Annotated in this window: 25 protein-coding genes and 3 tRNA genes; 6 read left to right on the top strand and 22 right to left on the bottom strand. The window is 51.9% G+C overall.

Annotation, left to right across the window (positions count from 1 at the left end):
* Positions 1 to 3 precede the first annotated feature (3 nt).
* The 10 genes from HGD79_RS12360 to hpaG all read right to left on the bottom strand — a co-directional run bounded on the left by HGD79_RS12360 (position 4) and on the right by hpaG (position 10,411).
* Entirely contained in the window at positions 4 to 516 is a 513-nt protein-coding gene (locus HGD79_RS12360; protein WP_001175455.1) for a 4-hydroxyphenylacetate 3-monooxygenase reductase subunit, read from the bottom strand.
* Between the two features lie 17 nt (positions 517 to 533).
* Positions 534 to 2,096, bottom strand: a complete 1,563-nt coding sequence (hpaB, locus tag HGD79_RS12355) for a 4-hydroxyphenylacetate 3-monooxygenase, oxygenase component (protein ID WP_000801473.1) — start codon at positions 2,094 to 2,096, stop codon at positions 534 to 536.
* 250 nt (positions 2,097 to 2,346) lie between these two features.
* Positions 2,347 to 3,237 (bottom strand): 4-hydroxyphenylacetate catabolism regulatory protein HpaA, encoded by an 891-nt coding sequence (gene hpaA / locus HGD79_RS12350; protein ID WP_000332890.1) that lies wholly within the window; start codon positions 3,235 to 3,237, stop codon positions 2,347 to 2,349.
* 9 nt (positions 3,238 to 3,246) lie between these two features.
* Positions 3,247 to 4,623, bottom strand: a complete 1,377-nt coding sequence (gene hpaX / locus HGD79_RS12345) for a 4-hydroxyphenylacetate permease (protein ID WP_001285777.1) — start codon at positions 4,621 to 4,623, stop codon at positions 3,247 to 3,249.
* Positions 4,624 to 4,745: 122 nt separating this feature from the next.
* Positions 4,746 to 5,534: a 4-hydroxy-2-oxoheptanedioate aldolase gene (gene hpaI, locus HGD79_RS12340; RefSeq protein WP_000431704.1), complete on the bottom strand. Its 789-nt coding sequence runs from the start codon at positions 5,532 to 5,534 to the stop codon at positions 4,746 to 4,748.
* Between the two features lie 10 nt (positions 5,535 to 5,544).
* Complete coding sequence (gene hpaH, locus HGD79_RS12335) at positions 5,545 to 6,348, bottom strand: 2-oxo-hept-4-ene-1,7-dioate hydratase (RefSeq protein ID WP_000459750.1); 804 nt, start codon at positions 6,346 to 6,348, stop codon at positions 5,545 to 5,547.
* Between the two features lie 67 nt (positions 6,349 to 6,415).
* Positions 6,416 to 6,796, bottom strand: a complete 381-nt coding sequence (locus HGD79_RS12330; protein WP_001119868.1) for a 5-carboxymethyl-2-hydroxymuconate Delta-isomerase — start codon at positions 6,794 to 6,796, stop codon at positions 6,416 to 6,418.
* A gap of 9 nt (positions 6,797 to 6,805) precedes the next feature.
* A complete protein-coding gene (hpaD, locus tag HGD79_RS12325) occupies positions 6,806 to 7,657 on the bottom strand; it encodes a 3,4-dihydroxyphenylacetate 2,3-dioxygenase (protein WP_000516983.1) in 852 nt (283 codons plus the stop codon).
* Between the two features lies 1 nt (position 7,658).
* Positions 7,659 to 9,125: a 5-carboxymethyl-2-hydroxymuconate semialdehyde dehydrogenase gene (gene hpaE, locus HGD79_RS12320; protein WP_000757512.1), complete on the bottom strand. Its 1,467-nt coding sequence runs from the start codon at positions 9,123 to 9,125 to the stop codon at positions 7,659 to 7,661.
* Entirely contained in the window at positions 9,122 to 10,411 is a 1,290-nt protein-coding gene (gene hpaG / locus HGD79_RS12315; RefSeq protein WP_168848406.1) for a 4-hydroxyphenylacetate degradation bifunctional isomerase/decarboxylase, read from the bottom strand. The genes hpaE and hpaG overlap by 4 nt, the downstream gene beginning before the upstream one ends.
* 271 nt (positions 10,412 to 10,682) lie before the next feature.
* Between hpaG and hpaR the strand changes: the two genes are divergently transcribed.
* Together hpaR and tsr are read left to right on the top strand one after the other, a co-directional pair.
* The gene (hpaR, locus tag HGD79_RS12310) at positions 10,683 to 11,129 is read left to right on the top strand and encodes a homoprotocatechuate degradation operon regulator HpaR (RefSeq protein ID WP_000543916.1); all 447 of its coding nucleotides are present in this window, start codon (positions 10,683 to 10,685) and stop codon (positions 11,127 to 11,129) included.
* A gap of 118 nt (positions 11,130 to 11,247) precedes the next feature.
* Positions 11,248 to 12,912 (top strand): methyl-accepting chemotaxis protein, encoded by a 1,665-nt coding sequence (gene tsr, locus HGD79_RS12305; protein WP_124062238.1) that lies wholly within the window; start codon positions 11,248 to 11,250, stop codon positions 12,910 to 12,912.
* A gap of 48 nt (positions 12,913 to 12,960) precedes the next feature.
* Here the strand turns inward: tsr and HGD79_RS12300 are convergent, their stop codons facing one another.
* Both HGD79_RS12300 and HGD79_RS12295 read right to left on the bottom strand, forming a co-directional pair.
* On the bottom strand, positions 12,961 to 14,322 hold the full coding sequence (locus HGD79_RS12300) for an MFS transporter (protein ID WP_000410127.1): 1,362 nt from the start codon (positions 14,320 to 14,322) through the stop codon (positions 12,961 to 12,963).
* A 214-nt stretch (positions 14,323 to 14,536) separates the two neighbouring features.
* A complete protein-coding gene (locus HGD79_RS12295; RefSeq protein ID WP_000091572.1) occupies positions 14,537 to 15,451 on the bottom strand; it encodes a GntR family transcriptional regulator in 915 nt (304 codons plus the stop codon).
* A gap of 138 nt (positions 15,452 to 15,589) precedes the next feature.
* Here HGD79_RS12295 and lgoD point away from each other — a divergent pair, with 138 nt between their 5' ends.
* Positions 15,590 to 16,612, top strand: coding sequence for an L-galactonate oxidoreductase (gene lgoD / locus HGD79_RS12290; RefSeq protein WP_000106030.1), 1,023 nt, complete (start codon positions 15,590 to 15,592; stop codon positions 16,610 to 16,612).
* Between the two features lie 139 nt (positions 16,613 to 16,751).
* Here lgoD and opgB read toward each other — a convergent pair whose 3' ends face one another.
* From opgB to HGD79_RS12260, 6 genes are all read right to left on the bottom strand, one after another.
* Positions 16,752 to 19,043 carry a phosphatidylglycerol--membrane-oligosaccharide glycerophosphotransferase gene (opgB, locus tag HGD79_RS12285; protein ID WP_001292661.1) on the bottom strand — a complete coding sequence of 764 codons (2,292 nt, stop codon included), beginning with the start codon at positions 19,041 to 19,043 and terminating at the stop codon, positions 16,752 to 16,754.
* A 253-nt stretch (positions 19,044 to 19,296) separates the two neighbouring features.
* Positions 19,297 to 19,791, bottom strand: a complete 495-nt coding sequence (yjjA, locus tag HGD79_RS12280; RefSeq protein ID WP_001308243.1) for a DUF2501 domain-containing protein YjjA — start codon at positions 19,789 to 19,791, stop codon at positions 19,297 to 19,299.
* Positions 19,792 to 19,839: 48 nt separating this feature from the next.
* On the bottom strand, positions 19,840 to 20,577 hold the full coding sequence (gene dnaC / locus HGD79_RS12275; protein ID WP_000799911.1) for a DNA replication protein DnaC: 738 nt from the start codon (positions 20,575 to 20,577) through the stop codon (positions 19,840 to 19,842).
* Between the two features lie 2 nt (positions 20,578 to 20,579).
* Positions 20,580 to 21,119 carry a primosomal protein DnaT gene (gene dnaT, locus HGD79_RS12270; RefSeq protein ID WP_000098824.1) on the bottom strand — a complete coding sequence of 180 codons (540 nt, stop codon included), beginning with the start codon at positions 21,117 to 21,119 and terminating at the stop codon, positions 20,580 to 20,582.
* A gap of 107 nt (positions 21,120 to 21,226) precedes the next feature.
* On the bottom strand, positions 21,227 to 21,700 hold the full coding sequence (locus HGD79_RS12265; protein ID WP_000538177.1) for a threonine/serine exporter: 474 nt from the start codon (positions 21,698 to 21,700) through the stop codon (positions 21,227 to 21,229).
* Positions 21,691 to 22,461, bottom strand: a complete 771-nt coding sequence (locus tag HGD79_RS12260; protein ID WP_001340933.1) for a threonine/serine exporter ThrE family protein — start codon at positions 22,459 to 22,461, stop codon at positions 21,691 to 21,693. The genes HGD79_RS12265 and HGD79_RS12260 overlap by 10 nt, the downstream gene beginning before the upstream one ends.
* 618 nt (positions 22,462 to 23,079) lie before the next feature.
* Here HGD79_RS12260 and HGD79_RS12255 point away from each other — a divergent pair.
* Positions 23,080 to 23,805, top strand: coding sequence for a response regulator transcription factor (locus HGD79_RS12255; protein ID WP_000936630.1), 726 nt, complete (start codon positions 23,080 to 23,082; stop codon positions 23,803 to 23,805).
* Positions 23,763 to 24,440 carry a DNA-binding transcriptional activator BglJ gene (gene bglJ / locus HGD79_RS12250; protein ID WP_001300509.1) on the top strand — a complete coding sequence of 226 codons (678 nt, stop codon included), beginning with the start codon at positions 23,763 to 23,765 and terminating at the stop codon, positions 24,438 to 24,440. The genes HGD79_RS12255 and bglJ overlap by 43 nt, the downstream gene beginning before the upstream one ends.
* Positions 24,441 to 24,477: 37 nt before the next feature.
* Here the strand turns inward: bglJ and fhuF are convergent, their stop codons facing one another.
* Positions 24,478 to 25,266 (bottom strand): siderophore-iron reductase FhuF, encoded by a 789-nt coding sequence (gene fhuF / locus HGD79_RS12245; RefSeq protein WP_000331602.1) that lies wholly within the window; start codon positions 25,264 to 25,266, stop codon positions 24,478 to 24,480.
* 140 nt (positions 25,267 to 25,406) lie between these two features.
* Here fhuF and HGD79_RS12240 point away from each other — a divergent pair, with 140 nt between their 5' ends.
* Positions 25,407 to 25,643: a DUF1435 domain-containing protein gene (locus HGD79_RS12240; RefSeq protein ID WP_001350028.1), complete on the top strand. Its 237-nt coding sequence runs from the start codon at positions 25,407 to 25,409 to the stop codon at positions 25,641 to 25,643.
* A gap of 38 nt (positions 25,644 to 25,681) precedes the next feature.
* Here the strand turns inward: HGD79_RS12240 and HGD79_RS12235 are convergent.
* The 3 genes from HGD79_RS12235 to HGD79_RS12225 form a co-directional block, all read right to left on the bottom strand.
* Positions 25,682 to 25,768, bottom strand: a tRNA-Leu gene (locus HGD79_RS12235).
* A 34-nt stretch (positions 25,769 to 25,802) separates the two neighbouring features.
* Positions 25,803 to 25,889 (bottom strand) — tRNA-Leu (locus HGD79_RS12230).
* Positions 25,890 to 25,917: 28 nt separating this feature from the next.
* Positions 25,918 to 26,004: transfer RNA gene (locus HGD79_RS12225), tRNA-Leu, on the bottom strand.
* Between the last annotated feature and the right edge of the window lie 49 nt (positions 26,005 to 26,053).

The following is a 26,053-nucleotide window of genomic DNA, read 5'->3' as shown; positions in this document are numbered from 1 at the left end:
AGCTTAAATCGCAGCTTCCATTTCCAGCATCACCGGATGGAAACGGCGTTTAAAGTAGATAAGTCCGTGACCTTCTGCACTGAGGATGATGTTTTTAATCTCCACCAGATACACCAGATGTGTGCCAATTGCCTGCACATCGCGGATCTCACCTTCAAGACTGGCCAGCGAACCTTTCAGCACCGGCTGCGCCAGCGGACCTTTTTGCCAGCATGAGAGGCTAAAACGCTCTTCCATCGCCATGCCTGTCATGCCCGCGAAGTGGCGTGCCATCAGTTCCTGCTCATGGTTGAGGACGTTGACGCACAACTTGCCGTTGCCCTGAAAAACCGGGTTCATCGCACTGTTGGCGTTAATGCACACCATCAGCGACGGTGGTGTATCCGTGACCGAGCAGACAGCCGTTGCCGTAATCCCGCATTGTCCGGCGTCGCCCTCGGTGGTGATAATATTTACCGCTGCCGACAGGCTGGCCATCGCGTCACGAAAGCGCAGGCGTTGTTCATCTAATTGCATCTTAACCTCCTGCTGCGTTATTTCAGCAGCTTATCCAGCATGTTGATATCGTCGTTGTTGTGCAGGTGAGGCACAGTCCAGCCGTTCTGGTCGTATTCCGACAGGCAGCGATCAACCATCGCCATCATCTTGTCCATATTGCCGGAGCTTTGTGCCTGGCGCAGACACTGCAGGCGAATCTCATCCTGGCTACCGGAGTAGTTGATTTCATACAGTTCGTGACGACCACCAAACTCGCTGCCAATGGCATCCCACATCAGTTTGAGGATCTTGATGCGCTGGACGTGATCCATCCCGTTCGAACCGCGCACATACTTCGCCAGATACTGGTCGATCTGCGGATTGTTCAGGTCACGGGCACTGGAAGGGAGATAGATCAGGCCACTGGTAACGTTGCGTTCGATAATGTTTTTGATCTTCGCGTAGGCCATTGGTGCCAGTACGCGATAGGTTTGTAGTGCGGCATGATCCGGTAAATAAGCCCCGTTGACCCACGGCGTCGCTTCAGAACACATCGAGTCACTCAATGCCCAGAAGGTGTTGCGCCACGCCACCACTTCACCGAGATCGGCCTGCACACCACGGAACTCCAGGGTGCCGGTACATTCGAGTGATTTTTTCAGCAGTGCCGTAATGAAGTCGAGTTTCACTGCCAGGCGCACACAGGCTTGCAGAGGATACATACGGGCGAAACCGCCTTCCATCGTCCAGCGACGGCAGCGATCAAAATCGCGGTAGATCAGTACGTTTTCCCATGGGATCAGCACGTTATCCATCACCAGAATCGCATCATTCTCATCAAAGCGGCTGGAGAGCGGGTAGTCGTACGGCGAGCCGGTAGCACCCGCGACCATCTCATAAGAGGCGCGGGAGATTAATTTCACGCCATCGGCATCCATTGGCGCAACGAACATCAGTGCGAAGTCCGGGTTTTCGCCCATCACTTGTGCCGAGCCGAAGCCAATCATGTTGTAGTGAGTCAGCGCCGAGTTGGTGGCAACCACTTTCGCACCGCTGACGATAATCCCGGCGTCAGTCTCTTTTTCCAGCTTGATGTAAACGTCTTTCACTTTATCGGTCGGCAAATGACGATCGATCGGTGGGTTAACAATCGCGTGGTTAAAGTAGAGGCCAGTTTCCTGAATACGGGTGTACCAGTTACGGGCGTTCTGCTCGAACTGACCGTAAAAGCCCGGATTCGCGCCCAGTGCGCAACCGAAAGCAGCTTTGTAGTCTGGGGTACGGCCCATCCAGCCATAGCTCAGGCGTGACCACTCAGCGATGGCGTCACGTTGCTGGCGCAGGTCGTCGGCACTTTTCGCCACGCGGAAGAATTTATGGGTATAGCCGCCGCTGCCGGTGTCGGTGTTCCAGCACAGAGAGTCCTGCATCTCCGGTTTGTGCAGCGCGTCGTACAGTTGGGCAACAGACGCTGCCGCATTACGAAATGCCGGATGAGTAGTGACGTCTTTCACTCGCTCGCCATAGATATAGATCTCGCGACCATCCTGCAGGCTTTTCAGATACTCTTCCCCGGTGAACGGACGTTGGGTACTGGCGCGGAAATCTTCTGGTTTCATGTCGACCTCTACAGTATTAATCGGAATACGATTGTTAATTTTGTGTGTTGTTTTTGTTATTCAATTGAAGCTTGCAGGGGCGATTACGGGAAGACACTTTTGGGACAATGGCTGGTACTTTTCAGGTCGGGTACGGTTTTGTGATCGAGGTCGCTTTTAGCGATTTTTGACGTTACTAAATCCCCTTGCTCCAGGCGGAGAAAGGGGAATAGCAGGTGGTGCCTGGTTTCCCGTTAAGGCTAAGGGATTTTCACGTCACAGGTACTTTTTTGGCACGATAAGCACTGGGCGAGCAACCGACTAAGCGATTAAAAAAGCGCGCAAAATAAGCTGGATCCTTAAAACCGAGTTGCCAGGCAATATTGTTCACGGCGTTATCAGAAAACAGCAGCAGCCGCTTGGCTTCTCGCAGCTGCCTGTCGAAAATCAACCGTTTTGGCGGACGGTTGGCAAAGCGGCGGCAGATGTCCGTGAGGCGTGATTCGGTGATATGCAGTTCGTTAGCGTAATCCGGTACTGTCCAGTGCTGATGAAAATGGCTTTCAATCAGCATATGAAAACGCTGGAACAGTTTTAATTCTCCGCGCATTCCGCTGGCGGCATGGTCGTCGAGTTTTGCGTTACGCAGCAGTAGGGTGAACACTGCCTGTGCCAGTAACGTCAGGGTGTGTTCCCGTCCAGGCAGTTGTTCTACCGATTCCCGCTCTATCAGTTGCCAATAGTGTTCCAGCGCCGCCAGTTCGTCGGGTTTATCTGCCAGTGACAGGCAAATCCCCGGCAGGCCGAAGGTTTCCCGAGTGCCTGGATAAAGAACTTCCAGCAGGGGCCAGATCAGATCTTCCCGTACCGTCAACACATGACCGTCGGCGTCAGACTCCGTAATAAACGCATGAGGTACTGACGGCGGCGTCAGGACAAACAGGGGCGCTTCCACCGAGTAGCGATGATCGTCAAGCTGTAGCTCAATCTGTCCGCTATTGAGGAAATGCATCTGAAAGTACTGTTCGTGGCGATGTGGCAGCATATGGCGGCCAAAAAATGCCGCCATGCGGGCGAAGGACTGATAATGCACATCGTCCGTGCCCAGGCTTTCATCGTACTCTTTGCTGATATCAATATTGGCAATCTGACGGTCACACATCGTCGTTCCTTACGGGGTCGCTCGCGGACGGGAGGACTGCATTGGAATTGCCCAGATAATCCCCGCACCAATCACCAGCAGCGCGGCAACAAACCACAATCCACTGTTAAAGCTGCCGGTCAGATCTTTCAACCAGCCGATCATAAACGGACTTAACGCTGAGCCAATGTTGCCAGTGGCGTTGATCACCGCAATACCGATCGCTCGTGCCCGCAGGCTGATGGACTGATCAGGTGTTGTCCAGAAAATCGCCATTGCGCTGAATGATCCGGTCGAAGCCATAATGATCCCCAGCATCTGGATCATGTTGTGATCAGTTGCCGAAGCCAGTAACCAACCCGCGGCAGCGAACAAATAAGGAAGGGCGGTGTGATGCCTTCGTTCCTGGCGGCGATCTGAGTGACGGCTCCAGTAGATCATCCCGAGAATGGTACAAATCTGCGGTACGGCGGCCAGCAGGCCGATGGTGATATTACTGCTGCCCTGATTAAAGCTTTGCAGGATCTGCGGTGTCCAGATGCTGATCGCACTAAGTGTGTTGGTCAGGCAGAAATACGCCAGGGTATACATCATCACCACCGGAGTGAAGATCTCCCGCCACATGCTGCGTTGTTGCATGGCGTGGTGGCTGATGGCTCCCTCTGGCTGAACCAGCGTCAGACGATCGTTATCCATCATCTCTTGCAGGCATTTTTTGTCTTCTTTCGTCAGCCACTTAGCTTTGTCCGGTGAGTCATCAAGCCAGAACCACACCATGACGCCGAGTAATACCGACGGGAAGCCTTCCAGCAAAAACAGCCACTGCCAGCCTTTTAATGCCATTACGCCATCCAGCGACAAAATGTAGCCGGAAACGAGCGATCCCAACGCTGTCGTTACCGGCATTGCAACCATAAACAAGGCGTTGGCACGGGCGCGGAAATAGGCTGGAAACCAGAAGGTTAAATACAGCAGAATGCCAGGCAGAAAGCCGGCTTCGGTAATGCCAACCAGTATACGCAGTACGTACAAGCTGGTGGGGCCAGTGGCAAACATGGTGGCAGTAGAGGCGATGCCCCAAAGCACCATGATGGTGGCGATCCAGCGCCGCGCACCGACAATACTCAGCATAATGTTGCTGGGAATGCCGAAGATGACATAAGCGGCGTAGAACAGGGTGGTAGCGAGGCCAAACATGGTGGCGCTCAGACCGAGGTCGCGTCCCATCGTGAGTCCGGCAAAGCCGATGTTGATGCGATCAAGGAACGAGAAGATAAACAGCACGAACAGAAAGACGATCAGGCGGCGAAATAGCTTCTTAATAACCGCCTGTTGTCCGGCAGTCAGCGCTTTATGCTGATTCGCCGGATCGATACTCTCCGGTATGGCAGGTGAGGTGTCGCTCATTTTTCTTCCTCTAATGGGATTTTTGTAGGGTACGACAAGGTTTTTGCTGGATGCGGCGTAACGCCTTATCCGGCCTACGATTTGGTGCGAGTGTAGGCCGGATAAGCGCAGCGCATCCGGCATTAATACACGCCGGGCTTCACGGCGGTAGCCTGCGCACCAAACCGTGCTGCCAGCGCTTCAGCGGCGCGGGCGAGCAGGGTGGTGTCAACGCCGACGGCGACAAACAGCGCGCCCAGTTCCAGATAGCGTTTTGCCAGTTGCTCATTGGCGATCAGGATCCCCGGTGCTTTGCCCGCTTCGCGGATCTGCACGATCGCCTGCTCAATGGCGGCCTGTACTTCCGGGTGCTGTGGATTACCGGCATAACCCATATCGGCGCTCAGATCCGCCGGGCCGATAAACACGCCGTCGACTCCTTCCACGTCCAGAATCTGCGGTAAGTTCTTCATTGCCTCACGCGTTTCGATCTGCACCAGCACGCACATTTGATCGTTGGCTTTTTGCAGGTAATCAGGAATACGATTCCAGCGCGAGGCGCGGGCCAGCGCACTGCCCACACCGCGAATACCGGCGGGGGGATAACGGGTGGCGCGTACCGCTTCACGGGCTTCGTCAGCGTTTTGAACCATCGGCACCAGTAAGGTTTGTGTGCCGACGTCCAGCAGTTGTTTGATTTGCACCGGATCGTTCCACGACGGACGTACTACCGGCTGGCTGGGGTAGGGCGCAATCGCCTGTAGCTGGGTGAGCACGGTTTGCACGTTATTCGGCGCGTGCTCACCGTCGATCAACAACCAGTCGAATCCTGCTCCGGCCAGTAACTCCGCGCTGTAGCTGCTGCTCAGCCCCAGCCATAATCCAATCTGCGGACGGCCTGCTTTCAGCGCCGCTTTAAAACTGTTTTCCATCGTTCTCTCCTTAAACAAAGCGGCAGCTAATGGAGCCCATGTTGCCGTAATCGACGTGGAAGGTGTCGCCCTTACGCGCTGGAACCGGGCGGGTGAACGAACCGCCGAGAATGATTTGCCCGGCTTCCAGTTGTACGTCATACGGTGCGAGTTTGTTCGCCAGCCAGGCCACGCCGTTTGCCGGATGATTCAGCACACCAGCGGCGACGCCGGTTTCTTCAATCACGCCATTGCGATACATCAGGGCGGAGATCCAACGCAGATCCAGTTCGTCTGGTTTGATCGGACGACCGCCGAGGATCACCCCGGCGTTGGCGGCGTTATCGGAAATGGTGTCGAACACTTTGCGCGGGCGCTGGGTTTCCGGATCGATGTTGTGGCAGCGAGCGTCGATCAGCTCCAGCGCCGGGATCACATAGTCCGTGGCGTTGTAGACGTCGAACAGCGTGCAGTTTGGCCCACGCAGCGGTTTTGCCAGCACGAAAGCCAGCTCCACTTCAATGCGCGGCACGATAAAGCGATCGGTCGGGATATCGCTGCCATCGTGGAAGAACATGTCATCCAGCAGGGCACCGTAATCCGGCTCGCTGATTTGTGAGCTGGCCTGCATCGCTTTCGAGGTCAGGCCGATTTTGTGGCCTTTCAGCGTGCGACCTTCGGCGATTTTCAGTCGAACCCATTCACGCTGCACCGCGTAAGCGTCTTCGATGGTGATCTCCGGGTAATCCAGCGAGATCGCGCGGATCTGTTCGCGCTGTTTTTCTGCCTGATCCAGACGCTGGGCGATCAGGGTGTGGGTGTGTTTATCGAACATAGCGATATCCTGTGGCATTGCCGGATGCGGCTGCGCCTTATCATCCGGCCTGGAAGCTGGTGCAAATTTATTTAAACAACGCGTGCACGTTGTTTTGTTTAAAATTCAGCGTCGGGTGCAGCTCTGCAATCTCAAATGAAAGCGCCAGGTAACGGCTCTCCATCAGTGAGGCGAAGTGCGTTTTAATCAGATCAAACAGCATTTCGCCCACTTCCTGACGGCTTTCCAGGCTGCGCCCGCTGCCGATTTTTAGCGTCATATGCACAAAGGCGTAATCGTGCTTGCCATCAGCCATTTGCCAGGTATCGATCCAGTGCGCCCGGCTACGTATTCCCCCAAGCGGAAAAATCCCCGTTGCCGCCAGTGCAGTGTTAACACTGGCAAACAGCTCAGGTAAGCGGGCTTCTTCACGAATATTTTCAGTACATTCCACGATAAAGTGCGGCATGGTGGTTCCTTACGCGGGAAGCGGGAAAACAGCGTTAACCTGACCGGTGCCAGAGCTTGGGAATAGCTCGGTGATAAACTCCACCTTGCCGTCGTATTTATCCCAGCCGAGCATCCCCAGCAGCATCACCGTGTCGTGCATATTGCCTTCGCCGTAGCAGTAGTCGGCGTACTCCGGCAGCATATTGCAGAACTCTTTGAACTGGCCTTCGCGCCACAACTTCACCACGCGCTCGTCCATCTGGCGGTCGAACTCGCGGGTGTAGCTGTTCATCCCTTCTTCTGCACGCTGATCGTCAATAAAGCGGTGCGATAACGAACCGCTGGCAAGGACCGCCACGGTGCCGTCGTACTGTTCGATCGCTTTCAGAATCGCTTCGCCCAGCTTGCGGCTGTCAGCAAAATCGTGAACCGTGCAGAAAGCCGAAATGGAGACCACTTTGAAGTGCTTGTCTTCATTCATGTAGCGCATCGGTACCAGCGTGCCGTATTCCAGTTTCAGGCTGGGAATGTTGTGCGCTTTTGCCCGCACGCCGAGCTTTAAGGCTTCATCGGCAATAAGCTGCCCCAACTCCGGGTTGCCCTCGTAGTTGTAGGTCATATCGCGGATAAAATGCGGCAGCTCGTTGCTGGTGTAGATGCCTTCAAAATGGTCTGCACAGTTGATGTGATAAGCACTGTTGACCAGCCAGTGGGTATCGAAAACGATAATGGTATCGACGCCCATTTCCCGGCAACGCTTGCTGATCTCTTTATGCCCGTCGATCGCGCCCTGGCGGCAACCGTGGTTTTTCCCTGGCAGTTCAGAGAGATACATCGACGGTACGTGCGTGATCTTGGCGGCTAACGCTAACTTACCCATATCAGACTCCCCATTTCGGAATTGGATGGTCGCCCATGGAAATGCAGACGTTCTTCATTTCCGCGAACACTTCGAAGCTGTACTCACCGCCTTCACGCCCGGTGCCGGAGGCTTTTACGCCGCCAAACGGCTGGCGCAAATCACGCACGTTCTGGGTGTTGACGAACACCATGCCAGCTTCAATGCCACGCGCCAGACGCAGCACTTTGCTGACATCCTGAGTCCAGATGTACGACGCGAGGCCGTACTCCACGTCGTTTGCCAGGCGTAAGCCTTCAGCTTCGTCTTTAAACGGCAGCAGGCAGGCGACCGGCCCGAAAATCTCTTCCTGGGCGACGCGCATACGGTTATCAACGTCTGCCAGCACGGTTGGGCGCAGAAAGTTGCCGCCTTTCAGGTGCGCAGGCAGGTCGGACGGTTTATCCGGGCCGCCCGCCAGCAGGGTTGCGCCTTCTTCAATGCCGAGACGGATATAGCCGGAGACTTTTTCCCAGTGCTGCTGGCTGATAAGCGCGCCAACCTGGGTATTCGGATCGTTCGGATCGCCCACGCGCAGACGGTTGGCGCGTTCGGCAAAGCGTTTAACGAATTCCGGGTAGATGCTTTGCTGAATAAAGATGCGCGAACCGGCGGTGCAGCGTTCGCCGTTGATCGAGAAGATGGTGAACAGGGCGGCGTCCAGCGCGCGTTCAATATCAGCATCTTCAAAAATCAGCACCGGCGATTTACCGCCCAGTTCCATGGAGTATTTTTTCAGCCCGGCGTTTTTCATGATGTTGCGCCCGGTCGCCGTACCGCCGGTGAACGACACGGCACGCACGTCATGATGACGGACCAGCGCATCGCCTGCGGTTGCGCCGTAGCCCTGTACCACGTTCAGCACGCCCGCCGGAATACCAGCTTCCAGCGCCAGCTCACCCAGGCGGTCGGCGGTCAGCGGGGAGAGTTCCGACATTTTCAGTACCGCGGTATTGCCCAGCGCCAGACACGGCGCGACCTTCCAGGTGGCGGTCATAAACGGCACGTTCCACGGTGACACCAGTGCACAAACGCCTACCGGCTGCACCAGCGTGTAGTTGAGCATCTTGTCGTCGACCGGATAAGTCTTGCCGTTCATCTGCTGGCAGACTTCCGCGAAAAATTCAAAGTTGTGAGAAGCGCGTGGGATCAACACATTTTTGGTCTGATGGATCGGCAGGCCCGTGTCCGCGGTTTCCATCGCGGCGATCTCCGGCACGTTCTGGTCGATCAGATCGCCCAGACGGCGCATCAGGCGCGCGCGCTCTTTCATCGGCAGATTGGCCCATTTCGGGAACGCCTCTTTCGCTGCCGCTACCGCCTGATTGATCTCCGCTTCACCGCCGGAGGCCACATCCGCCAGCACTTCACCCGTTGCCGGATTGGTAGTCTGGAAGTAGTCGTTACCTGCAACATTTTTACCGTTGATCCAATGATTTACTTTTTTCATTTCGCTGTTTCCTCACTCACAATTCGGTTCACCAGGCGGCCCACGCCTTCTACTTCCACCACCACTTCATCGCCAGGCACCACGTCAGATAAGCCTTTTGGTGTGCCGGTGGCGATCATGTCGCCCGGATTCAGGGTCATAAATTCGCTTAAGTAGGCGATCAGGAAGGGCACGCTGAAGATCAGATCGGCGGTGGTGCCTTGCTGGCGTAACTCGCCGTTGACGAAGGTGCGAAGGGTCAGATTATGCGGGTCCGGGATCGCCTCTTTCGGCACGATGGTTGAAAGCATCGGCGTCAGTCCGTCGCGGCTTTTGACCCGCAGGTTAGGGCGGTAGTAGTTTTCCAGATAGTCGCGAATGGCGTAGTCGTTACACACGGTGTAGCCCGCGACATAATCCATGGCATCGGCTTCGCTGACGTTACGCGCCTGTTTGCCAATAACTACCACCAGCTCCGCTTCATAGTGCATGTATTCAATATTGTTTGGACGCACGGAGGTCTGGTTATCGCCAGTGAGGGTATTTGGCGCTTTCAGGAACACCAGCGGTTCTTCCGGTGGCTTAAATTCCAGTTCGCTGGCGTGGTCGGCGTAGTTCAGGCCGAGGGCAAACAGCGTGCCGTGCGGGTGTGGCTGCGTTGGGAAGCTCTTGCGCGTGGTCACTTCACGTTCGTCCACTACCGGATTTTCCAGCGGCGGGAAACCTTCTGCGAGAACACGAACGCGATCGCCTGGCTGTATTTCCACGCGCGCCTGTGGCGTGCCGAGCAGAATGGCGTCGCCTGGATTCAGCGTGGCAAATTCGCTCAGGGCGCTCAGCAACTGCGCGGCGTTACGTTGTAAATCGGCGGTATTCCAGTGATCGGCAGGACGCCCGTTGATCTCGGTATAGATGGTCAGATTATCGACATTGCTGAGAGCCACGGTTTCGCCAATGGGGCAGAATCCATCACGACATTGTGCTTTGATTGCCGGGCGGTAAAAGCTCTCTTCCGGCAGGCTGACGTCGTTAGCCAGCGCATATCCGGCGATGTACTCTGCCGCATCTTCTTCACCTACTTTCGTCGCCGTTTTTCCCACAATCAGCGCAACAGTCGCACCGCTCAGTACCTTTTCACCCTGTGGAAAGGGAATCGGTTCACCGCAACCAATCACCGTATTGCGCGGTTTAATAAACCAGACCGCAGTTTTAGGCGGGGCTTTGTAGGGGGATTGCTGGAACGCTTCCTGCCATGCATCAAGTTGGCTGCGATGGTTCAACGCTACGGCGAAGATAGTGCCTTTCATTACCACTCCTCGGATTCGATCATTTTAATCATTAATATGTTAATGATTACTTTTATTCCCGATTGCGTAGTTTGGCAAAAGTAAGTGATGTAAATGTGATCTAATTAACAAACTATTTACATTTAAAGATAATAAAATATTAAATATCAGCAAGTTAACAAAACATGCTCAATTTTGATAAAATGAAGAATTGCAGGGGCAGCGCAGTCCCGGTAACGTGATGATTAACTGTTTCTATATTAATGATTTTGAATTTTTCAGGGGAAAGATAATGCACGACTCTCTAACCATTGCGTTGCTCCAGGCGCGAGAAGCGGCGATGAGTTATTTTCGCCCAATCGTTAAACGGCATAATTTGACTGAGCAACAGTGGCGCATCGTGCGTATTCTGGCGGAAAGCCCATCAATGGATTTTCACGATCTGGCGTATCGCGCCTGCATTTTGCGCCCAAGCCTGACCGGGATCCTTACGCGGATGGAACGCGACGGTTTAGTGTTGCGATTAAAGCCGATCAATGATCAGCGGAAGCTCTATATCTCGCTAACCAAAGAGGGGCAGGCGCTGTATAACCGCGCTCAGACACAGATTGAAGAAGCCTATCGGCAGATTGAAGCTCAGTTTACTGCCGAGAAAATGCAACAGTTAACCCATCTGTTAGAGGAATTTATTGCTCTGGGCAATTCCCGACAAGAAGACATCCCGGGCGATAATGAATAACTTTTTAGTATCTGATAACCAGCGCCTGGTTTTTCCATGGATGGCGGGTTACACCTTTTCATAAAGTTTTTGCTTTCCAGGCCGAAAATCTTGCATCGGTCCACAGGAAAGAGAAACCATGTTAAAACGTATCAAGATCGTGACCAGCTTACTGCTGGTTTTGGCTGTTTTTGGCCTTTTACAACTGACATCAGGCGGTCTGTTCTTTAATGCCTTAAAGAATGACAAAGAAAATTTCACTGTTTTACAAACCATTCGCCAGCAGCAATCCACGCTGAATGGCAGCTGGGTCGCGTTGTTGCAGACGCGTAACACCCTCAACCGCGCGGGTATCCGCTACATGATGGATCAGAATAATATTGGTAGCGGTTCAACCGTTGCTGAGCTGATGCAGAGTGCCAGTATTTCGCTGAAACAGGCGGAAAAAAACTGGGCGGATTACGAAGCGTTGCCGCGTGACCCGCGTCAGAGCACCGCCGCAGCGGCAGAGATCAAACGTAATTACGATATTTATCACAATGCGCTGGCGGAGCTGATCCAACTATTAGGTGCAGGCAAAATCAACGAGTTCTTTGATCAGCCGACCCAGGGATATCAGGACGGTTTCGAGAAGCAGTATGTGGCTTACATGGAGCAAGACGATCGGCTCTATGATATCGCCGTCAGCGATAACAATGCCTCCTACAGCCAGGCGATGTGGATTCTGGTGGGCGTGATGATCGTCGTACTGGCGGTCATCTTCGCCGTCTGGTTCGGTATTAAAGCCTCGCTGGTAGCGCCAATGAATCGCCTGATTGACAGCATTCGTCATATTGCAGGCGGCGATCTGGTGAAACCGATTGAGGTGGATGGCTCTAATGAGATGGGGCAACTGGCAGAGAGTTTGCGCCATATGCAGGGAGAGCTGATGCGTACCGTCGGTGATGTGCGCAACGGGGCCAATGCCATCTATAGCGGTGCCAGCGAAATCGCCACCGGCAATAACGATCTCTCTTCGCGCACCGAGCAACAGGCCGCTTCGCTGGAAGAGACGGCAGCCAGCATGGAGCAACTGACCGCAACGGTGAAGCAGAACGCCGAAAATGCGCGCCAGGCCAGCCATCTGGCGTTAAGTGCTTCTGAAACGGCGCAACGCGGCGGCAAAGTGGTAGATAACGTGGTGCAGACTATGCGCGATATCTCCACCAGTTCGCAGAAAATCGCCGATATTATCAGCGTAATTGACGGCATTGCCTTCCAGACCAATATTCTGGCTTTGAACGCGGCGGTTGAGGCTGCGCGTGCGGGTGAGCAAGGGCGCGGTTTTGCGGTGGTCGCGGGAGAAGTGCGTAATCTGGCCCAGCGCAGCGCCCAGGCGGCTCGTGAAATTAAAAGCCTGATTGAAGACTCGGTGGGGAAAGTGGATGTTGGCTCTACGCTGGTCGAAAGCGCCGGGGAAACAATGGCGGAGATTGTCAGCGCCGTGACCCGCGTGACGGACATTATGGGCGAAATTGCTTCTGCTTCTGATGAGCAGAGCCGTGGTATCGATCAGGTTGGCTTAGCGGTTGCTGAGATGGACCGGGTAACTCAACAGAACGCCGCGCTGGTGGAAGAATCTGCCGCTGCCGCCGCCGCGCTGGAAGAGCAGGCCAGTCGCCTGACCGAAGCTGTGGCAGTGTTCCGGATTCAGCAACAGCAGCAACAGCAGCGTGAAACATCGGCTGTGGTAAAAACCGTGACGCCAGCTGCGCCGCGTAAAATGGCCGTGGCAGATAGCGAGGAGAACTGGGAAACATTTTAATCGCCATGAAAATGCCCGATAAGCAAAATGTTATCGGGCATAAGGAGATTAATCTTTACGTGGGTCGTTGATCGGCTGACGAACCAGGAAGATGTACGCCAGTGCCCCCGCTGCGGTGACGCAACCGCAGATGATTAGTGCCAGACGGAATGAGTGGGTGGTATCAACAATAAAACCAGTAATGATCGGCGCAAAAGAGGCGCAGATGAAGCTGGCAAAGTTCTGGATACTGCCCACCGACGCAGTCATGCGAGAAGCAACTGCGACGTGGATCAAGCCCCAGCAGGATGTTCCGGCAAAGTGAATACAGAACAGTGCCATGCCAATCAGCAGAACCGCCGTCATGGATGTTGTCGCTTGTGGTACTATCAGCGTAAAGGCGGCAGAACAGAACATCCCGGCAATAATGCAGATCTTACGGCTTTTAATCGGAGCCATTCCCCCTTTGACCAGCCAGTCAGTAACGTAACCGTTGACCAGCATCCCGGCAGCCCCAAACAGGAAAGGGATAGCCGCCATCAACCCTGTGCTTTTTAAATCCAGGTTATAGGCTGTTTGCAGGTAACCAGGAAGCCAGGCCAGATACAGCCACGCAGTGTAGTTGATGCCACTGAATCCGAGCATCATTCCCCACATTGTACGGTTACGGAACAGGCTGCGCCATTCGGCAAAACTGAGCGGATCTCGGCGGGCATTGACGCTACCTGCATTGAGATAAGCTTGTTCAACGGCAGTCAGTTCTACGTGCTCGCGGTTGCGATAGAGCATATACCAGCCGATGGCGAGAAAAATCCCCAGTACACCAATGGTAATAAACATCCCGCGCCAGCCCATCACCAGCATCATCGCCGCCAGAATCGGTGGGCTTACGGCAACGCCAATGGTAGAAGCTGCGTTGAAGAAGCCCATCGGGCGTCCGCGCTCTTTGATGTTGAACCAGTCGTTAATGACTTTTACACCGCATGGGTTCATCGGCGCTTCACCAATCCCCATACCGATACGCACCAACACGAACTGCGTAAAGTTGTGCACCATGCCAGACATTGCCTGGAACAGTGACCAGAAGAACATCCCCAGTCCCAGCATCAGGCGTGGGCCTTTACGATCCAATAGTGGGCCGCAAGGAAGTTGCGCAATCCCGTAAGCGAGTGAAAACACGGAGAGCAAAGCGCCGATTTCGGTGGCACTTAATCCCAATTCTTCACGAATCGTTAAATTTGCTACCGACAGCGAACTGCGGTCGAGATAATTGATTACCGCCGCAAAAAATAATAACAACATGGCGGTGGTTTGAATGCGTTTAATTCGGGTACTGCGTTGAACTAATCCATCTGGTGGCACGGGAATATCTGCCGACGAAGATGGAGTAAATGAAGAACGCGGATCGAGGGTGATATTTTCTTTTTCCACGCCGGACTCCTGTATTTATAATTTTAATTGTTTACGTAATTGTGAATTACGCAAGGTTGACATTAACGGCAGGTTAAAGTTTTAGGACTTTACTACCGCTCACAAAAAAATTTTTAGTCGACTGATTGTGAGCATAGGTAAGCGGGAATTTCCCGGTATTTATCTTTTGATAAAACCGTGCACCCGCTAATAGTTTGCTGTTTTTAATCCGTACTTAATGAGCATAACGCGTGTTCTCATTAATGGATCGAATCATTGATTGTTTAGCTGAATTCAAATGGTTACGGAGCGCAAGGGTGGCATCAAGGTCACTGCGGCAAATCAGAGCGCTGAGAATGGTCATATGCTCATCGACGGCAATGATATTGCGCTGTTTAAGATCGCTTTCGTCCCATTGATAGTGAAAATGAAAGATGACTGAGATGATCTCAAGCGATTGATCAAAAAAGATATTGTCGGCAGCTGAAAGCAGTAAGGAGTGAAAATCTCTGTCAAGTTGCGAGAACATGCGAAAGCTATTGCCGATGTTGTCACGCAGTAGCCGATGACGTTCGAGCATGGTTTTCGCCTGCAGCCAGCGGGGATCATGATCAGGCAGGTTGAGAAAGTGCTGAAGTGAATGTGTTTCGAGCATTTCGCGTAGCTCAAACAGCTGCTCGGCGTAGGATTGATCGAATTGCTTCATGCTCCACTGGCCGCGTTTTTCGCTTTGAATAAGATTATAACGGCCGAATTTTAAAAGATATTCTCTTACAACCACCGGGCTGACACCCGCGGCCCGAGCCAGTTGCAGTTCAGAAAAAGTTTCCCCAGGGCGTAACTGACGCTGGTTTATCATCGTGAAAAAAGCCTGCTCAAACACTTTGTTTTGTTCACTCATTGAAGCGGTAGTACAGGCGAAACCGTCATCATGGTCAGGTTTACGCGCAATAACATAGTCGTTTCCAACCTGCGTTAAGACGCCGCATTCGCGTAAGTGGCTGAGAATATGACGCACTGTTGTGCGGCTGATGTTGTACATTTCCGCCAGCGCACTTTGCGATGGAAGTGGGGAAGGGATATGACCCCGCGCCATATCATCAATGACCTGGTTAATCACATTGTGGCGTAAATTTTGTGAACGACTCATATTTTCCTCCTTGTGAGTCCATTAAAACCCGATTTAAAACATTTTTATGCGTGTGTTTTCACAAAACAGATTTTCCGTTCCGCTGCCATTTTTCATTTTCATTGATATCTAAGGCAACAAAAAATGGAGAGCCGAATCATGTCTACGATGAATGTTTTAATTTGCCAGCAGCCGAAAGAATTAGTCTGGAAACAACGCGAGATACCTATTCCGGGTGACAATGAAGCATTAATAAAAATTAAGTCTGTCGGGATTTGCGGTACCGATATTCATGCCTGGGGTGGAAATCAACCATTTTTTAGTTATCCACGTGTTTTAGGCCATGAAATATGTGGGGAGATTGTTGGGCTGGGTAAAAATATTGCTGATCTTAAAAATGGTCAGCAAGTTGCTGTGATCCCTTATGTTGCCTGTCAGCAATGCCCGGCGTGTAAAAGCGGGCGTACCAATTGCTGTGAAAAAATTTCAGTCATTGGCGTGCATCAGGATGGCGGTTTTAGTGAGTATTTGAGCGTGCCGGTGGCGAACATTTTGCCCGCAGACGGTATTGACCCGCAGGCGGCCGCATTGATTGAACCTTTCGCTATTAGCGCTCATGCGGTGCGTCGCGCAGCCATTGCTCCCGGCGAGCAGGTGCTGGTGGTCGGGGCGGGGCCAATCGGTCTGGGCGCGGCGGCAATCGCTAAAGCCGATGGCGCACAGGTGGTGGTGGCGGATACCAGTCCGGCGCGCCGTGAACATGTGGCAACGCGTCTGGAATTACCTTTACTGGACCCGTCAGCCGAAGATTTTGACGCGCAGCTACGGGCGCAGTTTGGTGGTTCGCTGGCGCAGAAAGTGATCGACGCGACAGGTAATCAACATGCGATGAATAACACCGTGAATTTGATTCGTCACGGCGGCACGGTGGTATTTGTCGGCCTGTTTAAAGGTGAGTTGCAGTTCTCCGATCCGGAATTCCATAAAAAAGAAACGACGATGATGGGCAGCCGCAACGCCACGCCGGAAGATTTTGCTAAAGTCGGTCGACTGATGGCGGAAGGAAAAATCACTGCCGACATGATGTTAACCCATCGCTATCCGTTCGCCACGCTGGCAGAAACCTACGAGCGCGATGTGATTAACAATCGTGAGTTGATTAAGGGTGTAATTACTTTCTGATAAGGCGAGATTATTAAAGTTGCCATGCAGCGTCCGGGGAAGTGTTGGGCGCTGTTTTTTTTCTGTTTCTCAATGATGTTTTGTAGGCCGGAGAAGGTGTGTAGGTCGCACCTTATGCGACCTACACATCAGTCAGGAATTACCCTTCACGTTCCACAACTTTAATTTCCACCATGCCGATCCCGAGCTTACGCGGCGAGTGTCCGAGGATATTCCCTTCGTTGGTTGAGACAGGTTCCGGCGGCACAATTACCAGTGTGTCGGCATCGGTTGGGTTATCGAAATGCAGTGTGGTGGTGGTCACTTCATTGCCCAGCACAAGAGTTTGTTCTTCATTGCCTACGCGTACCGGAATAGGACGGCTGGCGTTATTGCCGTATGCTTTGGCGGTAATCACCAGGTCAAATTTCTTCGGCAGCGGATGCTTGTACTCGATTTTTACTTCATCGCCCAGCTGCGCGTTGGACCAGCGGCCCCACGACTCTGGACGGGAAATCCCACTAAACTGTTTCACCTCTTCAGGCGCACCGGCGACGTTGAAGATGAAACTGTCGGCTTTGTAGCGAATATCGTTATCAACAATTTTCAGCGTATCGACATTGCCTTTATAACGCGCCATGTCGATGACCGTATCTTTAAATGCCGTTTTGCCCTGCCATGTTGTTTTGTCAACATGCTGAACAATTTGCTGACCGCCAAGCTGCCCTTGCGAGACACACCAGTCGGTGGAGAGTGCCAGTTCCGGAGCCCAGAGTTGTGCCATCTTATAGCAACGGTCAACCCAGACGAAATTGTCGCGTGGAGCGAAATCGGCCAGCTGGAAACGCAGCGGTGCTGAGTATTCGCTTTCCGGCAGCGGTTCCACGCGTTTGTCTGAAACCCGCAACAGCAGCGGCAAACGGAAATGGCTACCCGAGAAGGCAATCATGTTTTTCTGCTGGTCGATGGTGAACTCTTTCATCTCTTTAGGGAATTTCCACAGGCGGATGATATCCGGCTTCCACGCCAATGTTTTCTCTTTGATATTGAGGAAGATTTCCGACATTGACTGCCCGGATAAACTGCTACGACCAAGTCCGAGATAGTTATCGCCACCGAGAATGTCCAGCACCGTCGCGCCGTTATCCATCGTGTTACGCTTCACTGCCAGCGTCTCTTGCTGCGGCTTGTCGCCACGAATGACAAAAAACAGGTTATTGCGATCCTGCTTATTAAGGTATTTCCACGCCGTGTTGTTCATCGCTAAATGGTCAGAAGAGACGACGATGACGGTATCTTTAAACCACGGTGACGCTTTGATTTTGTTGATAAACGCCGCGATATTCTCCTGGCTGCAACTTACCGCGCTGAATGACTGGTTCGGCTTACCGTCAAAATCATATTTTTTGCGGTTACAGGTACGCGAGATAAAACCATCCGGGTGATGGGTATCGACTGTCAGGGTAAACAGTGAGAATCGCTGACCTGAGCGGGAAAGCTCTTCAAACTTTTTCCACGCTTCATCGAGAACGGTATCGTCGTAGAATCCCCAGTCGTTGCGATAGTGCGGGTCGGCCACCACGCTTTTCAGCTCTTCTGAGCCGTATAAGTGGTCGAAGCCATGCGACTTCAGGAACACATCTTTACCGGCAAAACGCAGATTCGCGCCCTGCACGAAATAGTTCTGATAACCCGAGTTTTTCAGGATATCGCCCAGACAGATGTTCTGCGGGAAGAAGCTGGAGACAGAGGCGGAGGCGTTGCCTTCAAAGGGGGCAAACAGCGGTATGCCGCACTGAGAAGCCACCATGCCCGCAATCGTGTAATCCGTTCCTGGCAGCTGCTGCGTGTGGCTGAAATCCAGGCCTTCATTTTTCAACGCGCCCAGTTCAGGCGTGAGATCCGGGAAAGCTTCGTTATCAAAATAGGTCCGCTCGAGACTTTCGCCGTAGATATAAACCAGGTTGAGTTTCGGGTCAGGGATAGTTTTCGACGGCTCTTTATAATAAGCCGCAAAGTCCGGGTCGCCATCGCGTGACTGGGATTTCACCAGTTCCGTTATCTGACGAAATGCCGGGCTGGCGTCCACCGAACCCAGCGCCAGTAAGAGCGCCAGCAGGCTGTAACCAAAATGGTGCGGATGATGACGACGACGGCGCAGGATCCAGCCCAGCGCACCGAACACCGCCGTCAGCCCCAGCACAATGCCGATACCCGGCAGGATGTATTTGCTGACGCCAGCACCGGTCAGGCTGTTGGTTAAGGTATAGAGAACCGCGTCGTTAATACCATCGCCAGTAAAATAGTCGCTGGCAAACAGGGTGATATTTAAAACGACAAATAGCCCCAGCACCGTTAATGTGGCTGCAAACCACCAGGTGTTACGTCCCGCTTTCCATGCGTAAATCAGCACAGAGGCGAGAAAAAGGGCGAAAGAGAGTAGTTCTGACAACGGGCGATCCTCACTAAACCGGGCCGTTTAGCCAACGTTTAAGCTTTTTGAGAAGCACAATGTAATGGCGTCGCCATATTGCTGCAATTCTAGTGTCAAAAAAATGCGATGTTGTTAGGAATTAGTTTATAAACAGACTTTTTTGATCGCGGTCGCTTCCCGTGTAACAGGGGGAAAACCGTCCAGGAGCAGGGAAAAGGGCAGGAGAGAGCCGCGTCAGCCGGGTAACAGCTAAAACGCGGCGTTTCGCGGTTCAGGAAATGAAGTTCAGCCCCTGCTTTAACACCAGATCGCAGGCTTTGGTTTTCACCTTTTCTGCCAGCGGAGTCGTTCCGATGTTATCCAGATTGAGTTGCTGACCATCTTTGGTTTTCAGCAAACCCTGAATGCCATCCAGATAGTTGGTGTCTTCTTTTTGCTCTTCACTGTTCAGGCCCAGCTTTTCCAGCACCTGGTTCTTGATGTTTTCGGCATCGGTTACCGACGCCAGCTTTTGCTTCGCGCAGTATTGCAGAATGCCTGCGGCGTTGTTCATGTTATCTGCGCTTAAGGCCTGGTTCCCGCTGCTAAGCAAGTTAGTTAATGACGCGAGCGACCAACCGCCTTCCTGTGTCGTGCTGTTTTGGTTGCCAAGTTCGCTGGCGGCGCTGGAGAGCGCATCTTTCCAGGACGCAGCATGCACCCCGGTGGAAATTAATGCGCTGGCGGCAATGGCACAGCACAGAAGATGTTTAACAGTTTTCATCATCATTACTCAAGGTGGAATTGTGTCGCAGTATACCGCCAGAAACGGGGATTAATACTCTTTACCTGTTACCCGGCTACGGTAGCTATCCCAGTTGAAGATCACCCACAAACTGTTACCCAGGCGCATACGGTCCATCACGCGTTCGCCCAGCAACTTGGTCATCTCTTCCATATTACTGTTGGTCAGCATCCCGGTTGGGCGTTTGGAAGAAGAGCGGCGATCGACGATTTGGTTGATGATCACTTTTTCGTATTTCGATTCGGTCTGCACGCCGATCTCATCGATCACCAGCAGATCAACGTTGCTCAGATCGTTAAGCAGTTGTTCTTCACTGGTACCGCTATTCCTGAAGGTATCTTTCATCGCCGACATAATATCGGCCACGGTGATGATCAATACGGATTTACCGCGTAGCAGCAGCTCGTTGCAGATTGCCGCCGCCAGATGGTTTTTGCCGGTTCCTGGCTTACCAGAAAAGATGAAGCTGGCGATGTTGCCGTCAAACTCTTCGACGTACTGGCGCGCTTTGCTTAACGCATTCATCTGCCCTTCACACTCAACGCGATAGTTCTCAAAGGAGCAGTTCTGATGCAGTGGCCGAATACCGGAGCGGTTAAAGGTGCGCTGCATTTTCATCGCCCGATTTTCACGTTCGAGAGCGGCGGAGCGGATCGCTCCTTGTTCTTTCTGCCAGGCCAGTAGCTCTTCACCCGTTTTGAATGCAGGTTTGATATGGGCAGGCATCATTTTTTGCAGGCGTTGCATCAGGTCGCCAACGTTTTTCATCGTTACCCTCTGAATCCTGGTGGAATTTGGCTGTCAGGTTCGCTGACCGTATTCACATCTCGTTTCGGCAGTCCGCCGTTGCTGGCACGACCGATTTGCAGGCTGCGCGCCAGTTTTTGTTGCCACTGCACATGGTGAAAGACTTTACCTTCCGCCTGCCAGTAGGCAATGAATGAGGCCAGTTCTTCGGTAGTCACCGGCTCTCTTAGCGCCACACCCCATAGCGCCGCCAGGCGGATAAAATCGGCATCGGGTTGCCAGTCCGGATACATGGCGAATTTCCCCATGGGTACAGCAACGGGAGCGGCTTGCGGTTCCTGATAGAGTTGATCGTCCAGAGCGACATCGCTTCCCGGACGCGCCAGCTTTTCTTCCAGCGCCAGCAGTTCAGCCAGGCGTGCAGGCGTGACGGCATAAAACGCCGGGGTATTGTTAGCAAATACGGCAACCACACCGCCTTCAGCTTTTGCCAGAACGGTTTGGTGATCGTGTACCAGGGCGTCAATACCAACGACGTCCGGGGTCAAAACTCTGGAAGACATACTGTTTCTCAAATATGGAACGATGAACGAGAAGGGAGATAACTTTTATAGTAACACACGGAGGAGAGGCGGCTGTCTCTCATCCGCGTGCTTTAAGCGAGGCAATTTTATACGCGAGGGCGCTTGCGGTACAACCATAATCCAGGGATGGAAAGACCGATGGATAACGCACCAACAATCGATGAAGCTGTAAGAAAATTGGTTAACAGGGTAATCATCAATGACTCGCTGTAACCTAACTGGCTGATTTTTACGGCCGAAATCATTGCGGTATAAGCCGATATGCCAGGGAACATAGGGATAACAGCCGCCACGGTAAACACTTTCGGATGTGCCAGATACCAGCGCGACCATTGAATACCAATGGTGCCGACCAGCATAGAAGCCATAAAGGTTGACCACTCAATATTCAGCCCGCTGGTCATTAAGATCATTCGTGAACCATGACCAATCGCGCCAAGCAGCGCACACCAGCGTAATGCCCGAACGGGAACGTTGAACACCATCGCAAAGCCGACCGCTGGAATGGCGGCGAGGATCATATCCTGCGCCAATGCAAACAGAAACTCGATCACACCCATCCGCGTAGCCCCCAAATCGTCAGTGCCATCACCACGCCGACGCAGGTAGCCAGTGTCAGCAGACTGGCGATCGCCCAGCGTGCCAGTCCGGTATTGATGTGGCCTTTAAACATATCGGCGACGGCATTTATCAACGGAAATCCCGGCACCAGCAGCAGAACGCTGGCGGCCATCGCAATGGTGGGGGTATTGCTGAAAGTGGGGAGTTGCAAAAGCAATCCGGAAATGGTGGTGGCGGCGAAAGCGGTAAGGCAAAAGTTGATTTGTGGATGAAGATGACGTTGTGCCAGCAGCTGGCGGATATACATCGCGGCCGTACTGGCAAAGAAGGTGATGACGGCACCATCCCAGCCACCTTTATTGAGTTTACAGAAACAGGCACAAGAAAGGCCAACCATTAAGGCTACCAGCCATCTTGGGTAACGTAATGGCTGAATTTGGCTAAATCGTTTCTCTACGCCTTTGTAATCCAGCAGATGGTGCTCCGCCAGAATCACAATGTGCTGGACTTCAGTCACCACATGCATATTAATGCCGCGATCGTGATTTTTACGTGTCGATGTCAGGCATTGCCCATCTTTAATGGTTGTCAGCACTATGGCGTTCGAAGAGATAGAACTTTCGACGCTGTCCATCCCCAACGCCCGACCCAGTCGTGAGGAAAGCTCATCAACCAACGCGCTTTCCGCACCATGTTGCAAAAGAAATAATCCACACTGGATACAAAGCCGTGTTACGGCTCGCTGTTGCTCAGTTTGCATAACTCGCCCTTTGTCATAGACGTGCTGCGTATTGTTCAGATAATGAGAATCCATTTGTATCATGAAGCACGGTTGTTTTGCGGTAGGTTAAGATCAAAATTGCGCTGATTAATCCTGGTTATCGGGACAAGCTCGGTGATAAAAAGCGAATTATCTCTCGCCGCAAACAAACTATCACATGAATATTATCACTATAATGAATTTATTGTTTGGCCTTTACGAATCAGGATAATAGATAACCGGGCACGTTTTTTAATGTTAACAAGTTAAAACCATCAGATTTCATTGAATAAATATTGGTTGTGTGATTTTTCATTCTGCGGGAAGGAATATCATTTAATTATAAATTAAATGAATGTGATTTCTGTTTTTCATTAAGTATTCCTAACAACTTAATGTAGATATTTTAAATGTCTCCAGGCTATTTCACCAGGTTATCATTTGATGCTAACCTTCTGACACATGCAGTGGAGTTGTTGTGCAGCAGGAGTATGCTGATATGAAAGTGAATGCTAAGGATAATTTATTCGCTTAATCTATTAATTTGCTGGAAACATTTAAGGAATGAATATCCTGAATAAACCATCATGATTTTTAGACAGTGGATGTGGAGGAAATATGTTGCCAGGATGCTGCAAAAATGGAATTGTTATCAGTAAAATACCTGTTATGCAAGCAGGGTTAAAAGAGGTCATGAGGACTCACTTCCCTGAATATGAAATAATATCCAGCGCCTCTGCGGAGGACCTTACCTTATTACAATTACGTCGTTCCGGATTAGTCATTGCTGATTTAGCCGGTGAAAGTGAAGATCCTCGTTCTGTTTGTGAACATTATTATTCTTTAATCTCACAATATCGGGAAATTCACTGGGTTTTCATGGTGTCACGCTCCTGGTATTCCCAGGCAGTAGAATTGCTCATGTGCCCTACGGCGACGTTATTGTCTGATGTTGAACCCATTGAGAATCTGGTCAAGACCGTACGTTCCGGCAATACGCACGCAGAGCGTATCAGCGCCATGCTGACCTCTCCGGCAATGAATGAAACTCATGATTTTAGCTATCGCTCCGTCATTCTCACTCTTTCAGAGCGCAAGGTACTGCGGCTATTAGGTAAAGGATGGGGCATCAACCAGATAGCTTCGTTGCTTAAGAAAAGTAATAAAACTATCAGCGCCCAAAAAAACAGTGCGATGCGTCGACTGGCAATTCACAGCAACGCTGAAATGTATGCATGGATAAATAGCGCGCAGGGTGCAAGAGAACTTAACTTGCCTTCTGTTTATGGAGATGCCGCAGAATGGAACACAGCCGAATTAAGAAGAGAAATGTCGCACTCATAGAAAAATGCGTCATGAGCAGTATCGGTATTGAGAGTTTATTCAGAAAGTTTGCGGGTAACCCTTATAAGCTCCATACCTATACCAGTCAGGAGTCATTTCAGGATGCCATGTCGCGGATCTCATTTGCGGCGGTCATTTTTTCTTTTTCTGCCATGAGAAGTGAGCGCAGAGAGGGATTATCTTGCCTGACTGAACTGGCGATTAAGTTTCCGCGTACCCGGCGTTTAGTTATTGCGGATGATGATATTGAAGCTCGGCTGATTGGTTCATTGTCGCCATCACCGCTGGACGGTGTATTAAGTAAAGCGTCAACGCTGGAGATTTTTCATCAGGAACTCTTTTTGTCATTAAATGGTGTACGTCAGGCGACCGACCGACTGAACAATCAGTGGTACATTAACCAAAGCCGGACGCTAAGCCCGACGGAGAGAGAAATATTGCGCTTTATGTCGCGTGGCTACTCAATGACACAAATTGCCGAGCAGCTTAAACGCAATATCAAAACGATCCGTGCACATAAATTTAATGTGATGTCGAAACTGGGCGTCAGTTCTGATGCAGGGTTGTTGGAGGCCGCAGATATTCTGTTATGTATGCGGCATTGCGAAGCAAGTAATGTGTTGCATCCCTATTAATCCGCATGATGCCGGGTTTACTTCCCCGGCAGTGCTTTCATTTCAGCGTACAATCGCCACATTGCTGCACATCCGGTAAGCGATAACGCTGGCAGCAGGTCCGGCGCACCAGCAGGCCGTCGCGTAGCACCACGGTACGCCAGAGTGGATTATCTTCACCGGTAGTAAGCGTTTTCTCAAAAAAGAGGGCATGGCGCAGCGATTCAACCGTCGCCTCGCCGAGCAGTTGCTTCATCTCAGTAAGATACCAGTTGATCAAATAACCGGTATTACTCCAGATAAGTTTGCCGTTGATCTCTCCGGTCGCTTCTAGTGCCTGCACAACCGGAACCAGCGCCTGGCTGATTAACCTTTCCATTCGCTGCTGCGGCGAATGTGGTGTTGCGTTTTTATCTTCACACACATCGACCCAGAAACAGGCGGCACGGCCGGTTTCGTGAAACTCAGCATGGAAATGTTCCGGCGACACATCTAATGCCTTTTCCTGCGTCAGTAGCGCCAGCATTAATGGTGGCACCATCAGGCCGATATACCATTGTGCCCATAGTGAGATCAGCGGTTTGTTCTCGCGGATCATCGTTGGTTGGTTGCGATAGATATGATCGGAATAGACCGCGAGTAGAGAACTTAGCGCATTCGGTGATGACCATTGCGCCAGCGTCATGGCGTTAAGCGGAGCGGGTTCATCCAGGCGGATAAACTCCAGCAAATGTTCACGATGTTCGGCGATCGTCGCACGTACGGCTTGTGCAAGCCCAGCATCCTGTGGCTGGAGATGCGTTCGCCAGATAACATCTTCATAGAGCGGTGCGGAACGATAGGCCATAATCGGGATAGTAATCTAAATGATAATGATTGCTAATCCTAGCGATAGGTTTACCCGATAGCAAGGGATTTCTCTGGCTTGCAAATGATAAAAATTATCATATGATATTGTTTATCATTATCAATGAAAGAGATGAAACCATGTTGCAACGTACGCTGGGCAGTGGCTGGGGAGTGTTGCTGCCAGGATTGCTGATTGCAGGGCTGATGTATGCGGATTTATCACCGGATCAGTGGCGGATTGTCATTCTGATGGGATTAGTATTGACGTCGGTGATGCTGTATCACAAACAGTTACGGCATTACGTTTTGCTACCATCGTGCCTGGCGCTTATTGCTGCCATCATGCTGATGATAATGAATTTGAATCAGGGATGAAAAATCAAGGAAGAAACAAGAAAGGAAGTAAAGATAATTGGTGCGAGGGGGGGGACTTGAACCCCCACGTCCGTAAGGACACTAACACCTGAAGCTAGCGCGTCTACCAATTCCGCCACCTTCGCACAGTCATCTTACTTTTTTTGATATCGCCTCGTTTGGTGCGAGGGGGGGGACTTGAACCCCCACGTCCGTAAGAACACTAACACCTGAAGCTAGCGCGTCTACCAATTCCGCCACCTTCGCCCAGTGCGAGCAATATCAACGTGGTTTTTGGTGCGAGGGGGGGGACTTGAACCCCCACGTCCGTAAGGACACTAACACCTGAAGCTAGCGCGTCTACCAATTCCGCCACCTTCGCATACCATCAATTCTTAAAAAGAATTGCTACCACGGAGGCGCATTCTAGT

Source organism: Escherichia sp. SCLE84 (assembly GCF_012584495.1).
Lineage (GTDB): Bacteria > Pseudomonadota > Gammaproteobacteria > Enterobacterales > Enterobacteriaceae > ECMA0423.
Note: the sequence above shows the minus strand (reverse complement) of the source record. Positions and strands in the feature narration are given on the sequence as shown.

What these genes read in the sequence shown, in the direction of transcription:
- HGD79_RS12360 (WP_001175455.1), bottom strand. Translation starts at nt 516, where the DNA reads ATGCAATTAGATGAACAACGCCTGCGCTTTCGTGACGCGATGGCCAGC.
- hpaB (WP_000801473.1), bottom strand. Translation starts at nt 2,096, where the DNA reads ATGAAACCAGAAGATTTCCGCGCCAGTACCCAACGTCCGTTCACCGGG.
- hpaA (WP_000332890.1), bottom strand. Translation starts at nt 3,237, where the DNA reads ATGTGTGACCGTCAGATTGCCAATATTGATATCAGCAAAGAGTACGAT.
- hpaX (WP_001285777.1), bottom strand. Translation starts at nt 4,623, where the DNA reads ATGAGCGACACCTCACCTGCCATACCGGAGAGTATCGATCCGGCGAAT.
- hpaI (WP_000431704.1), bottom strand. Translation starts at nt 5,534, where the DNA reads ATGGAAAACAGTTTTAAAGCGGCGCTGAAAGCAGGCCGTCCGCAGATT.
- hpaH (WP_000459750.1), bottom strand. Translation starts at nt 6,348, where the DNA reads ATGTTCGATAAACACACCCACACCCTGATCGCCCAGCGTCTGGATCAG.
- HGD79_RS12330 (WP_001119868.1), bottom strand. Translation starts at nt 6,796, where the DNA reads ATGCCGCACTTTATCGTGGAATGTACTGAAAATATTCGTGAAGAAGCC.
- hpaD (WP_000516983.1), bottom strand. Translation starts at nt 7,657, where the DNA reads ATGGGTAAGTTAGCGTTAGCCGCCAAGATCACGCACGTACCGTCGATG.
- hpaE (WP_000757512.1), bottom strand. Translation starts at nt 9,125, where the DNA reads ATGAAAAAAGTAAATCATTGGATCAACGGTAAAAATGTTGCAGGTAAC.
- hpaG (WP_168848406.1), bottom strand. Translation starts at nt 10,411, where the DNA reads ATGAAAGGCACTATCTTCGCCGTAGCGTTGAACCATCGCAGCCAACTT.
- hpaR (WP_000543916.1), top strand. Translation starts at nt 10,683, where the DNA reads ATGCACGACTCTCTAACCATTGCGTTGCTCCAGGCGCGAGAAGCGGCG.
- tsr (WP_124062238.1), top strand. Translation starts at nt 11,248, where the DNA reads ATGTTAAAACGTATCAAGATCGTGACCAGCTTACTGCTGGTTTTGGCT.
- HGD79_RS12295 (WP_000091572.1), bottom strand. Translation starts at nt 15,451, where the DNA reads ATGAGTCGTTCACAAAATTTACGCCACAATGTGATTAACCAGGTCATT.
- lgoD (WP_000106030.1), top strand. Translation starts at nt 15,590, where the DNA reads ATGTCTACGATGAATGTTTTAATTTGCCAGCAGCCGAAAGAATTAGTC.
- yjjA (WP_001308243.1), bottom strand. Translation starts at nt 19,791, where the DNA reads ATGATGAAAACTGTTAAACATCTTCTGTGCTGTGCCATTGCCGCCAGC.
- dnaC (WP_000799911.1), bottom strand. Translation starts at nt 20,577, where the DNA reads ATGAAAAACGTTGGCGACCTGATGCAACGCCTGCAAAAAATGATGCCT.
- dnaT (WP_000098824.1), bottom strand. Translation starts at nt 21,119, where the DNA reads ATGTCTTCCAGAGTTTTGACCCCGGACGTCGTTGGTATTGACGCCCTG.
- HGD79_RS12265 (WP_000538177.1), bottom strand. Translation starts at nt 21,700, where the DNA reads ATGGGTGTGATCGAGTTTCTGTTTGCATTGGCGCAGGATATGATCCTC.
- HGD79_RS12260 (WP_001340933.1), bottom strand. Translation starts at nt 22,461, where the DNA reads ATGCAAACTGAGCAACAGCGAGCCGTAACACGGCTTTGTATCCAGTGT.
- HGD79_RS12255 (WP_000936630.1), top strand. Translation starts at nt 23,080, where the DNA reads ATGTTGCCAGGATGCTGCAAAAATGGAATTGTTATCAGTAAAATACCT.
- bglJ (WP_001300509.1), top strand. Translation starts at nt 23,763, where the DNA reads ATGGAACACAGCCGAATTAAGAAGAGAAATGTCGCACTCATAGAAAAA.
- fhuF (WP_000331602.1), bottom strand. Translation starts at nt 25,266, where the DNA reads ATGGCCTATCGTTCCGCACCGCTCTATGAAGATGTTATCTGGCGAACG.
- HGD79_RS12240 (WP_001350028.1), top strand. Translation starts at nt 25,407, where the DNA reads ATGTTGCAACGTACGCTGGGCAGTGGCTGGGGAGTGTTGCTGCCAGGA.